Raw genomic sequence first — 11,659 nt, 5'->3', positions numbered from 1 at the left:
TTATATGGCAGCGGACCGAAAAGCGGGTGTTTCGCATACAGGAGTGCCGTTGAACCGAGGATACACTTATATTCCATGTTAAAACCTTTCAGCATACCGCTACTGCCGCAAAGCCATCCTAACGGTGTTACTACACTTATTATAGAGATGGAGGATGAACATGATTAAATCGAAAGCCCTCAACCTGACCGTCTCCGCGGCCCTGCTTCTCAGCATGACCGCAGTTGCAGGATGCGGCAATGCGAACAACGGCAAAGCGAACAACGGCAATACGACGCGCACGAATAATGTCGACGGCGGCCGTGTCGGGGTAAATTCCATTCGGAACAACCAAACTCCAACAGGCACGCAGCACGACCTTACAAATCTGAAATACAGCCGGGAGCTTTCCGCTAAAGTGTCCCGCATCAGCGGCGTAGGCTCTGCGCATGTGTTTGTAACCAACCGTAACGCTTATGTCTCGCTGGCTCTGGACAACCAGAACGGCGGAGCACAAACCAACAGCATCAACGGACGTACGACGGGAATTAGTCCCGGTACCGGCAGAACGATGACGACTAGAACCCGCAGCAATGCGATGGACGGCACGTATAACACAAGCACCGGCAGTGTCGGTCTTCTTCGCGATATGACCGACAATACCAGACGTACCGTAGATAACAATACCGGATTTGGTACAGGCCTTGGCGGCAATGCGGATACGCGCGGTTTCGGGGTTCGCGGTACGACGCGGAACAACGGCTTCGCTGACGGCGGCTTCAATACGATGAACACCCCGCGTACCAACACGATGACAGGTACGAGAGGCACTGACGGCAACATGAACGACACCCGAATCGGAACAGGCATTAACGGCGTGCCTTATGGAACTTATAACGGTAACAATATGGGAATGATGAACACAAATAATAACGCTAATGATGTTCCGCAGCATATCCGTATGGAAATCAGCAGCAAAATTCGCAAGACGGCTCCGCATATCCAGCAGGTTTATGTTTCCTCGGATCAGGATTTTTATCAACAAGCAAACGGATTTGCTACCAACGGCAATGCCGGCAACACGTTCGGTACGCTTTCCCGTGATTTCGGTTCATGGATCAACCGCATCTTCCCGCTTAACCTTGGCGGACGTGACGGCATGAATGATACCCGCGGCAATCTCATGAGAAACGATACGGATGATGGATGGTTCGGCGGGAACCGGAACAGCCGGTAAAACCGAAACATTCGCTGTAGCTAAAGGAGCTGCCCGTTAGGATGAGTACATCCTTAACATGGCAGCTCCTTTGCATGTTCCTTCATACTTCAATCGCTGTTACAGCTTAATGTTTGCGCGTTCCTTGAATCCATACGCCCTGCAGCTCAAGCTTATGATCAAGCAGCAGCGCATCGGCGAGCTTGCCGGCTTCAAGCGAACCGGTGCGGTCGTCGATGCCGATCTTCCTGGCCGGGTTCGTGCTGGCGGCAAGCGAAGCCTGCTCCAGGCTTAACCCAACCTCGCGAACGAGAAGCTGGAAGCCCTTGATCATGGTCAAGGTACTGCCTGCCAGACTGTTGCGGTTGCTCTTGAGCGTAGCGATGCCATCCTCTACGACGACAGGCAAATCGCCTATGGTGTATTCGCCGTCAGGCATCCCTGCTGCGGACATCGCATCCGTAATAAGGATGAGCTTATCTTGAGGCTTCACGCGAGCCAGAATTCGCATCGCTGCCGGATGAACATGGATGCCGTCGGCAATGATCTCGCAGCTCAGACGGTCATCGCTCAGCATGGCTCCGACGACGCCGGGTTTGCGGTGATGCAGACCCGTCATGGCATTGAATGTATGCACGCCATGGCTCAGACCGGCCTCAACGGCCGCCTCGACTTCTTCATAGGTTGCATCGGTATGACCCAGCGCAGCGACAATACCATGGCTGCTAAGCCATTTCACGGCTTCCAGTGCGCCTTCGCGCTCAGGGGCAAGGGTGACCTGCCGAACAAGGCCAGGATACGTCGATACCCATTCCTCGAGCCACTCGATGTTCGCCAGGACGATATGCTCGGGGTTTTGAGCTCCAGGCCATTTTGGGCTGATGAATGGCCCCTCGAGATGTACGCCTTCAAGCCGGGTATAAGGCATCTCTTGATTACGGTAATTCTGTACCTCATTCAGAACCCGGTCGATATCTGCCTTCGGCGCGGTCATCGTCGTCGCCAGCATTGCCGTCGTGCCTTGGGAGCTGTGGAACGATGTGATTTTATCCAAAACTTCCTTGCTCGAATCCATGAAGTCTTCGCGGTTGCCGCCATGGACATGAATATCGATGAAGCCGGGAATGATGTAACCATCCGGGTGCTTGAGCACTTGAGCATTATTTTGCTGAAGCTCGGCCGGCAATCCGGCAGCTTCACCGGCATAAACAATCTTCTCTCCTGCGATGGCGAGCACGCCTTCCTGGATCAGACCTGTTGGTGTCAGCACGTTTCCATACAGCAGTTGCATTTGAGCTAAGGTGTCGTTTTTCATACGAACAGTCTCCCTGCGCCTTGGTCGAGAAGAACGACCACATTGGAGTGGCACTGAAGAAGGGATGCAGGACATTCCGTTGTAATTGGCCCCTTCAGTGCGCGATGCACGATTTCGGCTTTATCCTCGCCCCGAACGAGAAGAAGGATCTGACGGGCCTTTAGAATGCTGGCCACTCCCATCGTGATGGCATGGGTAGGGACATCGTCCAAGGAAGGGAAGAATCTTGCATTCGCCGTGCGAGTCTTCTCCTGAAGCTCAACCAAATGGGTTCCCCCGGTAAGGGATTCGCCAGGCTCGTTGAAGCCGATGTGACCGTTATGGCCGATGCCGAGAAGCTGAAGGTCGACCGGGCCGTGCTCTTCGAGCATCCGGTCGTAATTCAGGCACTCTTCTTCGAGATTTGCTGCATTGCCGTTTGGCACATGCGTCCGCTCGATCTGAATATCGATATGGTTGAAGAACTTTTCGTTCATGAAGGTCCGGTAGCTTTCCGGATGGTTCTCAGGCAGACCGACATACTCGTCCAGATTGTAAGTCGTAGCCTGCGCGAAGCTGACCAGCCCTTGCTTGTTCATTTCAATCAGCTTGGCGTACAAACCGATCGGCGTGCTGCCCGTAGCCAGACCCAGGGTTGCCCGTGGATTCGTGTGCAGCAGTCCCGAGATCAGGCTGGCGCCTGTTTGTACAAATTGTTCTTCGTCACGCAGTATGAAAATATTCATCTTCAATGTCCTCCTCGGCTTTTGCGGTAGTTTTTAACATTCAGATAGGACTGTTCCAGCCTCGGTACATACGTGGAAAAGTCACGGCTGGCCATTCCCATGAACAGGATGTCGATAATGTGAAGCTGCGCGATCCGGGAAGCCATATCGCCCCGGCGCATGCCTTCCTCCAGCGAGGAAGAATACAGTGTGATATCCGCCAAGGCAGATATCGCGCTGCTTCGATAAGAAGTGATGCTGATCGTAAATGCGCCGGCATCCTTTGCGCAAGCAAGCGCATCAATCGTTTCGGGCGTTTCGCCCGAGTAGGAGACCGCTACGGCCACATCGCTTGACGTCAAGGTCGAAGCCGATGTGATCTGCATATGGGAGTCTGCGAAGGCCGTGCAGTTCTTGCCGATCCGGATCAGCTTCTGATAGAAGTCCTGGGCCACGATCGATGAAGTAGCAACGCCGTACAGATCGATCCGCTTGGCGCGGCACAGGGCATCCACTGCCCGTTCCAGCTGCCCGAGATCAAGGAGCTCCGTGGTGTCCCGAATCGAGGTCAGATGATTGGATTCGATCGCCTCGACAATGCCTGCGAGCGGATTCCCGGCCACGATATCCTGATAGCGGGTGTTGCCGGTCCGCGCTGCCATCTCGGCATGCGCAATCTCAGAGGCAAGCTTGAGCTTAAAATCAGGATACCCTTTGCATTGAAAATTTTTGCAAAAGCGGGTTACCGTCGCGGCGCTGACTTCGCACTGATCGGCAAGATCCTTAATGCCCATGTGCACGATCTCGGACGGGGCCGCCAAAATGAACTCTGCGAGCCGTCTTTCCTGCCGGGGCAGGCGGTCCTTTTCGACAGAGATAATATGCAGGATCGGTGTCATCGCAAGCCTCCTTTTTTCACTGATTCCCGGTAAGCTTATCGTGCGGCATCAGGTGCGAATTCATGAAAATAATTTTATTGAAAATGAAAATGAAAAGAAAATAATTTTTAACAACATCATCATAGAACAACGTGTGCGGATAAGCAAGGATAAAAATCACTAATCGTCGATAATACGCCCAAATGGCGGCAGCACGCGCACCATCCCCCCATTTTCAACATAATATGAGTTGACTGTATCCCTAAACCTTGTTAGACCACACATACCCGGGCAAGGAGGGGTGACACCATTGAAGGGGACCGACCATAACAGCAAGTTCTTGTTAACCCACCGTGAACGCGAAGTGTTTGAATTGCTCGTTCAAGACAAAACGACTCGCGACATCGCCGGGCAGTTGTTTATTAGCGAAAAGACGGTGCGTAACCACATTTCCAACGTCATGCAGAAGCTAAACGTCAAGGGCCGTTCGCAAGCTGTCGTTGAGTTGATAAAACTCGGTGAGTTAAAGATCTGACATCATGCCGGTTGTATGAACGAGAGCACAGCGAAAGCCTTCTTCCCCTGTAAGGGGAGCAAGAAGGCTTTTTTGTGTTGGAGGAAGGTGACTTCTCCCTGTATCCTTGCTGCTATGTTAGCGAAACAATACAAACCGAAGGCACACATGAAAACATGGCATATGATGAAGTAACGACCGGCGAGGTCCAAACCAGTCAAAAAAGGAGCGAACCATGTATGAGCAGTGCGTATGATGCTGCACCATTGCTTAACAAGCAATACAACAACGCTGGCGAAGCGATCAACCTGGCCGACAGCGATGACGGAGGTATGAAGGTAAAGATCAAAGCAGAATCGGCTGATGATACGCTGGGGGATGGGACGGCGTTTGCTCCTGCTAATGGCAATGCTGCAATGGCCATCAAAGAGAAGGCGGTGGCATCCGATGGACAAGCAAATCCGTGATCAACAATTCGATTTTGGAGTGAGCATTTCTCAATTTGGTGCGGCTGGTGATGGCTCCGATGATACTCAAGCTTTTTTGGACGCGATCGATAAATTGGGGGGCAAGGCTGGGACTATCATTCTTAATGGGACTAAAACTTACGGCATTAAGAATACAGTCAAAATCCCACATAATGTGAGCATTGAAGGGAATCTGGCCAAGATAATCCCTTTGAGCGGCGGGACGTTGACAGGTGGATTTTTGTTTTACGTGAACTCAACCCTCCAAAACTCGACCATCGTGAAATGGGGTGGGGAACAGGTTCCTACCATCCAAAACCTCAAATTCGAAAATCCTCATCAATTGTCGGACGCTAAGGCGTTCTACACCAGAGGGAAAACAAATTTTCGTAACATCACATTTAGAGGTGTGTACAAAGGGATTTTGAAAGAGGGGTTCAGTGACGGCGATTACTCCGATATGATGCATCTTGAGAAACTTTATTTTGTGAACTGTATGGGCACAGACCCGCTTATTGACATTAAATACAACGGCGACGGGCTCTTTATCGATCGGTGCCATACAGCAGGTGCCGCGGACAGCAATTTTAATCTGCTGAACCTGGAATATTGCAATGGCGGAAAAATCGCTGGATGCATAAATGGGGATATACGGATCAATAAATCCATGGGCGTTTCCATCGAGAATTTCCATTGCGAACACGGAAAGATTCATATCATCTCCAGCCAGGTAACGCTGAGGGACATATATCACTGGTACCACAAGGATTATCAGCCGATCCCATTAACGATAACCGGTGCAGCCAACGACAAACCGTCCATGCCGTGCATCATCGAAAACTATGCAGTTATACACTTAAGGGGCAGAACCGATCAGTCGAAGAATTACACGGATCCCGATTATTTTGATGCTTACTTCAAGAATACGAATGTCAAAATCACAAACTTCTTCCGGCGTCCGCAGTTCGCATTGGATCCTTCATTCGGAATGGCTACGGCGGCAAAAATAAGCTTTGACGGTACCAAAATTTCGGAACAGTGGGAGAACGCCAGCCCGCTCTACTCGAAAGACAGTTACATTTCGGATAATCGAATATTCACGAGTATCAATGAGGCAGAGTTCACAAGGAATTTCGTGCTGTTCGGGGTGCCCGTCACAAACCATACGAGCTTTGATGAAGCTGCTGGGACGTATTACTATCAGGCAGTGTACTACTTCGGCCCTGTAGATCGGGAGGTTGGAAGATGGGGCGGAGGGGAACAAAGTGCTCACGTGACCAATCCGGCAGCTCAAGTTCCATATCTCAATGTGTCGTATCGGCCTGAAATGCAATTGTCAAAAATCAGACTCTACCGAGGCAAAATGGCCGGGCAGTATACGCATTGGGTTGATATCCCTGTAGGCAATGGCGTGCACGTCTATGATCTCGGATATTTCCTCTCGACGGGCGAACGATGGAAAACGCGATCAGCAGGCCCTGTGGGTTCATTTAATTCAACGTATACCAAGATTAGAATGGAAGGCGACAACGTTGCTGTTACAGGCCCGGCCATCCCAACACAGGGTAGCTGGAAAAAGGGTGATCGTGTTGTGAACGAAAATAGGGCGGAGCTGGGCACGGTAGGAACCAAATATATTGTTGATGGTTGGGAGTGTATTACTGCGGGGGCACCGGGAGTTTGGGTCGAGAGGCGTTTTTTAACAGGAAATTAAGCTTTAGCCAGAAGCAAGGCGCACAAGGCGTATTCCGATCTTTCGCTTGTATTGCGGTCATTTATGGGCACCTCCATCGGAATGGGAATAGGGTTTAATAGGCTGCTTTCCGAACGGGCACCTCATTTGTTAGACTGTAAGAGACAGAAGGGAATCCGGAAGAGGGCATAGAAGCCGGAATCCAGACAGGGCCAAAAAGCGGGTTCTGGCGCCCTAAAGAGCGAGGAGGTGGGCCGGCGTGGAGGTGGCGGTCGGAATTGCGGTCATAATCATCGCAGTTTTCGTTCCCGTATTTTTCGCTCGATTAAGACGTACACGGCAAGCTGCGAAGGGCGGTAACGTGATCGATCTGAAATCGAGAAGCCGAAGAAGCGGAGGTGCGGGCAGAGGACAGATCTGCAGCCGATGCAAGCAGCGGCGCAAGCTGACGTTTTATGCCGATGCTTCGGGGGCTGTCAGAGGATTGTGCAAGGCGTGCCGAAGAGAATTGGAGCGGCATCAGGAGCTGTATCCCGTGTAGAGCTGAGCATGTGCGAATGAGGAAGGGCGAGAGAGTCATATTCTGCGCCCTTCCTCTTTTTTGCCTAACAGCGATTGAAGGAATACTCTACATACTTGCCCTAACTACATTCATTTGTTCAACTTACAAAGGATTTCCTTACGAGTATAAACATAGCCATAGACTTAAGCCGATATCGTTTGTTATAACTTTCTCATGAGGCGAAGCTTTCGCTTCGCTCACTCATGATGTGCACAGCGAATAACAGTCTGTTTATCCACGGGAAGGGGTGTGCTTGGAACATGAACCGATTCGGCAGGCTGAATACGCTGCGAAATCAAATATTTCTCGGGTTTATGCTGGTCATGGTGATCGTGCTTGCGCTGGTAGGCGCATTTGTATACGAGCAGGTATCCGTGCTGCTCCGCAACAGTGCAGAAAAGCATATTCAGCAGACCGCCGTTCAAGCCACGGGCAAGCTGGATGTGCTGCTTAAGCAGGTCGATACGCTGACCGCCCAAGTGTCCACGAATGCCACGGTCCAGCGATTCCTGACCCAGGAAACCGAAGGCAAACCGATTACGTTCGGCGAGCGGCAGTCTTTGCAGCAGGAGGTTCGCAAATATGAGGCCTACGCGACCGGTATTCGATCGCTGGAGCTGTATACGACCGATTATCGGCGATTGTTTCCGCTGGATGAGGGGAGCCTGGCGAGCCGGGTGAGGGGCGAATGGATCGCGATGGCGGACGAGGGAATGGGCAAGCTTGTATGGTTCGGGCAGGATCCCCGGGATCAGGATGTGGTCGTAGCCATGCGGCGGGTCCGCCTGGTTGACCAATCCTTCGCACATGGCGGGTACTTGCTCGTCCGGCTGGAGAAGAGCTATTTCGAGCTCGCCGACTCGGCGGGCGATACGGGGCAATCCCGGGAAGCGATGGGGCTGTTCGATCAAGCCGGCCATGAAATATCCTCCGATTTCGACGTGACGGTGGATTCCAAGGAGATTTTGCATCGCGAGGGCGAGACGGTCACCATAGGTAACGAGGATTATATCGCGGTGCAGAAGCAGTCGGAAGCCACGGGGTGGACGCTCGTGATTTTGACGCCGGTGGATTATACGACAGAGGGCATTTCGGTGCTGCGGACGGCGGTTATCGTATCCGGCGCGGTCGGCGCGCTGCTGTTCCTAATCCTTAGCTTCATCTTGACGACGATGATTATCCGCCCGATTCTCAAGATGATCAAGTCGATGCGAGGGGCAAGGTTCGGCACGCTGAAGCCGATATCGGTCACCTCGAAGACGATGGAGATCAACGAGCTTACCAATACGTATAACCAGATGGTCGATTCGCTTAACGAATTGATCGAGGTGGTGTATCAGAAGGAGCTTATCCAGAGCCGGACCGAGCTGAAGGCTCTGCAGGCGCAGATTAACCCGCATTTTCTGTTCAACACCCTGGAAGCGTTTTATTGGGCGCTCGATGATCAGGGCGAAGAAGAGCTGGCTCAAATCGTAGTGGCCATGTCGGGCTTGTTTCGTTACGTGATTAACCGGAAGGATGAGGATGAGTGGGTGATGATCGGCGATGAGCTGGATCATGCCGAGCGCTATTTGATCATTATGAAAATGCGGATGCTGGACCGCCTCTCTTGGAGGATTGAAGCGGACGAGGCGAGCAGGGCGGTTCCGATCCCGAAGTTGCTCATCCAGCCTATTGTGGAAAATGCGATTCTCCATGGCGTGGAGCAGCGGCTCGGACCGGGCACGGTCATCGTGCGGGCACAGCCATCCGAACGGCCGGGGCATACGGTGGTGTCCGTATCGGATGACGGACCCGGCATGGACGGGGAAACCCTCGCGTCCCTGTATGCCTCCATGGAAAAAGGGCATGTGCCGTCTTCCAAAAACAGCGGCGTCGGCCTGTCCAACGTCGAGCAGCGCTTGCGGTTGTACTATGATGCCGGACAAGCGGGCTTGTGCATTCAGAGCGAGGCAGGCGCAGGAACAACCATCTCATTTGAGATCCCGAACGTGTACCGTAGAAATCCCGGGGAGGAAGAGACGCATGAAGACGATATTGATCGTGGATGATGAACCGAGAACAAGAGAAGGCATTCGAAAAACACTGGAAGCATGGTCTTCCGGACGCAACCGGATCGAGACCGCTGCCAGCGGCGTTGAGGCGCTGGCATGGCTGCAGGAGCACGAGGCGCAGCTCATTGTGACCGATATCCGCATGCCGGAAATCGGCGGGCTGGAGCTGATCGAGCGACTGCAGGATCTGAGGCATCCTCCGGTGATTATCGTGATTTCCGGTTATTCGGAGTTCGACTATGCAAGGAAGGCGCTCCAATTCGGCGTGGTGGACTATTTGCTCAAGCCGATCGATAAGCGGAAGCTCGTGGAAGCGGTGGAGATGGCGCTTCAGCGCGGCGACCAGAAGGAGCGCGTAGCGCGGATGGAGAAGCTCGTTGATCCGAAGCTCCTGGAGGCAGCAGGGCAGGAGAAGGTGTACAGCGTCCAGGTGCAGGAGGCGATGCGGTATGTGGATGAGCATCTCCAGGCGCAGGTATCCCTGAAGGAGGTGGCTGAAGGGCTTCACTTGAATGCGAGCTATTTCAGCGTATTGTTCAAGGAACAGACCGGGCTGACCTTCAGCGAATATTTGACAAGACGGCGCGTGCAGCGGGCGAAGGAGCTGCTGGCGGCAACGCCCCTGTCCGTTGCTGAAATCGCGGAGCAGGTCGGCTACCAGACATCCAAATATTTTGTCAAAGTGTTCCGGGACATGGAGCAGGTAAGCCCGAGCCAATACCGGCAGAGCGTGACGGATGCAGGAGAGAAGATCCAATAATAGTGGAATTAGACCCAATCGTTATGACCTTATCCGTTCATCCCCTCATTGCTACAATTGAACTAAAGCGGTTTCATTACGCAAAAGACATCCTAAAAAAGGGGTTGGAAACGTGTTCAACAAAAAATGGACAGTTCTTCTTCTGACATTGTGCCTGGCTGTATTTGCGGCAGGCTGCGGATCGGGCGGCGGTACCGAAGGGGCCGGCGGCGATAAAAGCAGCGGCAGCGGCGAGGGAGAGAAAGTAACCGTAAACTTCATGCATCTGTGGCCGGCCGGCGTATCCGCGGGCCAGAACAAGATCGTTAACCAGATCATCGAGGATTATCAGAATGAGAATCCGAACGTGACGATCAAGCAGGAGGTTCTGGATAACGAGCAGTACAAGAACAAATTGAAAGTGCTTTCTGCATCGAATGAGCTGCCGGATGTCGGCGTAACATGGGCTGCCGGATTTTTAAAGCCTTATGTGGAAGGCAATCTGTTCGCGCCTGTCGATGATCTGCTCAGCGGCGAGCTGAACGGAAAATTCGTCTCGGGTACGACGGAGGCCTATGCGATCGATGGCAAGACCTATGCGCTGCCGCTGGAGTTCAACATCGCTCCGGTGTACTACAATAAAGCGATTTTTGAACAGTATAACCTGCAAGTGCCGCAGAGCTACGAGGAATTCAAGCAGATTGTGAAAACGCTCTCCGATAACGGAATCGCACCGATTGCGTTGGGTAATAAGGACCGCTGGACCGGCTCCCTGTGGTATATGTACCTCGCCGACCGGATCGGCGGACAGGACACGCTGGCGAGCGCGATTAGCGGCGACGTATCGTTTAAGGACGAATCTCTTGTGAAGGCTGCCGCAGAAATTCAGTCGCTGGTCGACGGCAATGCTTTTGTTAAAGGGTTCAACGGCTTGTCCAACGAAGAGGCCAAATCCGAATTCCTGAACGGCAAAGCCGCCATGTATATGATGGGAACCTGGGAGCTGCCGAACTTTACGACCAATGAAGAGATTCCGCAGGAGTTCCGCGACAGCGTCGGATTTTTCAAATTCCCGACGGTGGATGGCGGCAAAGGCGACATTAACAGCTGGGTTGGCGGTCCGGGCGTCGGACTGTTCATCTCCGAGGACTCCAAGGTGAAGGAGGAAGCGAAGAAATTCGTGGAGTACTTCGTCACGAAATGGGGCGAGCAATCGGTGACCGGCGCGGGCGTCATTCCGGCAACGAAGGTGGATACCGCATCGCTGGAGCTTCCGCAGCTGTATATCGACCTGTTCAACGAAATGAACCAGGCAAGCAGCATTACCTTGTTTGCGGATGTCCAGATGGAAGCGAATGCCGCCGAGACGCATTTGAATATGATTCAGGCCCTCTTCGGCAAAGCGGTCACGCCGGAGAACTTCTCGGACGAGCACGACAAGGCCGTATCCAAAGGGAAATAAGACGATCAGGCAACCAAGAGACTGGGAATCCCATTTATCCGGCAGCGATGCCGGATAAATGCTTCCTGGAGGACCG

11 protein-coding genes are annotated in these 11,659 nt (G+C 52.7%); 8 read left to right on the top strand and 3 right to left on the bottom strand.

Going from position 1 to position 11,659, the window contains the following annotated elements; translation table 11 throughout:
• Positions 1-160 precede the first annotated feature (160 nt).
• Complete coding sequence (locus NSQ46_RS22680) at positions 161-1,216, top strand: YhcN/YlaJ family sporulation lipoprotein (protein ID WP_007130786.1); 1,056 nt, start codon at positions 161-163, stop codon at positions 1,214-1,216.
• A gap of 106 nt (positions 1,217-1,322) precedes the next feature.
• Here NSQ46_RS22680 and nagA read toward each other — a convergent pair whose 3' ends face one another.
• From nagA to NSQ46_RS22665, 3 genes are read right to left on the bottom strand one after another with little or no spacing between them, the layout of a single operon-like run.
• On the bottom strand, positions 1,323-2,510 hold the full coding sequence (nagA, locus tag NSQ46_RS22675) for an N-acetylglucosamine-6-phosphate deacetylase (RefSeq protein ID WP_210095155.1): 1,188 nt from the start codon (positions 2,508-2,510) through the stop codon (positions 1,323-1,325).
• Positions 2,507-3,235, bottom strand: coding sequence for a glucosamine-6-phosphate deaminase (gene nagB / locus NSQ46_RS22670; protein WP_007130784.1), 729 nt, complete (start codon positions 3,233-3,235; stop codon positions 2,507-2,509). Before nagB ends, nagA begins: the two co-directional genes overlap by 4 nt.
• A gap of 2 nt (positions 3,236-3,237) precedes the next feature.
• On the bottom strand, positions 3,238-4,113 hold the full coding sequence (locus NSQ46_RS22665; protein ID WP_007130783.1) for a MurR/RpiR family transcriptional regulator: 876 nt from the start codon (positions 4,111-4,113) through the stop codon (positions 3,238-3,240).
• Positions 4,114-4,402: 289 nt separating this feature from the next.
• Here NSQ46_RS22665 and NSQ46_RS22660 point away from each other — a divergent pair, with 289 nt between their 5' ends.
• From NSQ46_RS22660 to NSQ46_RS22630, 7 genes are all read left to right on the top strand, one after another.
• Positions 4,403-4,627, top strand: coding sequence for a LuxR C-terminal-related transcriptional regulator (locus tag NSQ46_RS22660; RefSeq protein ID WP_006208732.1), 225 nt, complete (start codon positions 4,403-4,405; stop codon positions 4,625-4,627).
• A gap of 74 nt (positions 4,628-4,701) precedes the next feature.
• Positions 4,702-5,073: a hypothetical protein gene (locus NSQ46_RS22655; RefSeq protein ID WP_342574746.1), complete on the top strand. Its 372-nt coding sequence runs from the start codon at positions 4,702-4,704 to the stop codon at positions 5,071-5,073.
• Entirely contained in the window at positions 5,054-6,787 is a 1,734-nt protein-coding gene (locus NSQ46_RS22650) for a hypothetical protein (protein ID WP_342574744.1), read from the top strand. The genes NSQ46_RS22655 and NSQ46_RS22650 overlap by 20 nt, the downstream gene beginning before the upstream one ends.
• 238 nt (positions 6,788-7,025) lie before the next feature.
• Positions 7,026-7,307 carry a hypothetical protein gene (locus NSQ46_RS22645; RefSeq protein ID WP_213616066.1) on the top strand — a complete coding sequence of 94 codons (282 nt, stop codon included), beginning with the start codon at positions 7,026-7,028 and terminating at the stop codon, positions 7,305-7,307.
• Between the two features lie 281 nt (positions 7,308-7,588).
• Positions 7,589-9,379: a sensor histidine kinase gene (locus tag NSQ46_RS22640; RefSeq protein WP_213616068.1), complete on the top strand. Its 1,791-nt coding sequence runs from the start codon at positions 7,589-7,591 to the stop codon at positions 9,377-9,379.
• Positions 9,354-10,142, top strand: coding sequence for a response regulator (locus tag NSQ46_RS22635; protein WP_028406779.1), 789 nt, complete (start codon positions 9,354-9,356; stop codon positions 10,140-10,142). Before NSQ46_RS22640 ends, NSQ46_RS22635 begins: the two co-directional genes overlap by 26 nt.
• A 112-nt stretch (positions 10,143-10,254) precedes the next feature.
• Positions 10,255-11,583, top strand: a complete 1,329-nt coding sequence (locus NSQ46_RS22630; RefSeq protein ID WP_028406780.1) for an extracellular solute-binding protein — start codon at positions 10,255-10,257, stop codon at positions 11,581-11,583.
• Positions 11,584-11,659 lie beyond the last annotated feature (76 nt).

This window comes from Paenibacillus sp. FSL M8-0142 (assembly GCF_038597315.1).
Taxonomy (GTDB): Bacteria; Bacillota; Bacilli; order Paenibacillales; family Paenibacillaceae; genus Paenibacillus_AQ; species Paenibacillus_AQ lactis.
The sequence above is the reverse complement of the archived record's forward strand: the minus strand, read 5'-3'. Positions and strand labels throughout refer to the sequence as shown.

Excerpts from the sequence above, each read along its gene's own strand:
- NSQ46_RS22680 (WP_007130786.1), top strand. The coding sequence starts at position 161 with ATGATTAAATCGAAAGCCCTCAACCTGACCGTCTCCGCGGCCCTGCTT.
- nagA (WP_210095155.1), bottom strand. The coding sequence starts at position 2,510 with ATGAAAAACGACACCTTAGCTCAAATGCAACTGCTGTATGGAAACGTG.
- nagB (WP_007130784.1), bottom strand. The coding sequence starts at position 3,235 with ATGAATATTTTCATACTGCGTGACGAAGAACAATTTGTACAAACAGGC.
- NSQ46_RS22665 (WP_007130783.1), bottom strand. The coding sequence starts at position 4,113 with ATGACACCGATCCTGCATATTATCTCTGTCGAAAAGGACCGCCTGCCC.
- NSQ46_RS22650 (WP_342574744.1), top strand. The coding sequence starts at position 5,054 with ATGGACAAGCAAATCCGTGATCAACAATTCGATTTTGGAGTGAGCATT.
- NSQ46_RS22640 (WP_213616068.1), top strand. The coding sequence starts at position 7,589 with ATGAACCGATTCGGCAGGCTGAATACGCTGCGAAATCAAATATTTCTC.
- NSQ46_RS22635 (WP_028406779.1), top strand. The coding sequence starts at position 9,354 with ATGAAGACGATATTGATCGTGGATGATGAACCGAGAACAAGAGAAGGC.